The sequence below is a fragment of the Mesorhizobium sp. M1A.T.Ca.IN.004.03.1.1 genome (assembly GCF_003997555.1).
Lineage (GTDB): Bacteria > Pseudomonadota > Alphaproteobacteria > Rhizobiales > Rhizobiaceae > Mesorhizobium.
The window spans coordinates 1-1,583 of the sequence record NZ_RZTV01000043.1 but is presented as its reverse complement, the minus strand read 5'-3'; the positions used below and the strand labels follow the sequence as shown (position 1 = coordinate 1,583).

Annotated in this window: 1 protein-coding gene; it reads left to right on the top strand. The window is 59.9% G+C overall.

Annotated features, from left to right (window positions below; genetic code table 11):
- Positions 1-201 (top strand): Na+/H+ antiporter NhaA (locus EOD29_RS30565; RefSeq protein ID WP_206520523.1); only part of this gene is annotated, 201 nt, incomplete at its 5' end.
- Between the last annotated feature and the right edge of the window lie 1,382 nt (positions 202-1,583).

Below are 1,583 nucleotides of genomic sequence, written 5' to 3'. Positions count from 1 at the left end.
TTCACCATGAGCCTGTTCATCGGCCTGCTCGCCTTCGCCAATGACGCGGCCCTTCAGGACGCGGTAAAGGTCGGCATTCTTGCAGGATCGATCGTTTCAGCGCTTCTCGGCATTAGCGTTTTGCTTGTGGCGCAACTGGAGAACACCACCCGCATTCGTCCCGATACTGTGGCAGGCAAAGCGCAAGAGACAGAGGGTTGATGGAGCGGTCCGGCCAGCGGGTTCGTCAAGCAGACGTTCATATGTTGCGCGGGTGTCGAACGGACCTTAGCGCTCGCTGGTTCTAAATAGCAGCGGTCTTGCCCGCTTCTGGGTCGCTAGGAACTCGCCGCCACCTCTCGTTCATGTGGCGTTTTGGAGGCAATGATTGCAATCCCGTTATGCTGCAATGGCGGCGGAGACGCAAGCGTGCTCCCCGGTTGGGGTAGTTCTGAGGCTGAATAGCCTCCTTAGTTCGACCGTGGTAAGCTGCGGCTGGTGCGGTCACACATTCCGCGCCGTCGAGCGCCGGCTCTGCCTGTCCCCGTAGCTGGCCGATATGCACCCGGCGCTCCTCTTCAGAAGCCGCCCCAGGCTGGTGGCTCCAAGAGCCAAGCCGACGTGAGAATACTCACGAAAATTGCGGTTACTAGCAGGATGATGAGCATTGAGGATCGCGTCATGCGGCGTGGGTAAGCCTGCTAGTCGAGATCGCAACTCACATAGTCGTTAGCGGGCGGGAAACTCAAACTATAAGGTTTCAGCAGCGCCGTCGGCCTTTGAAATTGCAGCAGCAGCCACTCACGCGCTAAGCGCACCCACCTCGCCCGGGCGGTTCCGACCGCCGTCGCCGGCGGCGAAGTCGACTGGGCCAAGGCCCGCATCACGGCCAAGTCCATTTCCTACGCGGGGAGCAGAAGCTGAGCCACGCGAAGATGGAGGACTTCGAGGAAGGAATAGGCCACAGGCGAATGCTAAATGGCACCTCGAGGGTTTGGCGCAGCTGTTATGTCGGCAGGATCCCAATCCAGCAATTCAGGACCTCATGCGCGAGGTGAAGCCATCCCCGCCATGCTGGATTGTAGACCGTATCCCGCGCACAAGCGCGCGGCCATGGGCGAATGGCTCGCGGCTGTTGGCAGGTGGTAGCTATGCGGGCTAGCCGACCACCTCGCTTCGCACCAGCTTTGGCCCGGCCGCTCTGGCCTCCTAGTGGTTGGCGACCAGGCCTCTATTCATCTTACGACACATATGGTCCTTGATCAGAACATTAGCGCCGTCTAAAGGGGCCTGGGGTGCGAGATCGATGGCGGATTCCAGAAAATACACCTGCACAGCATGCCAGGGCGGCGGCAAGGTATTCATGTGCAACAGATGGGAGCAGTCTGCCGGCACATGCTGCCCGGCCGGAACACATCGCCAAGGGTGCTCTGGGGTGACGGTGACATGCAGCAACTGCCATGGGTCTGGGATCCCTAGGTTGGCAGCACTGTCGTCGGGGCCATCGAAAACAGAGTTTAGGAGCACTAACGTTGCCCCCAGTTTCTATCCAGTTTTGAGTTCGTTTCCGGCCTGGGTTGTGCCCTGCTGGGCGGGTGAAGCGA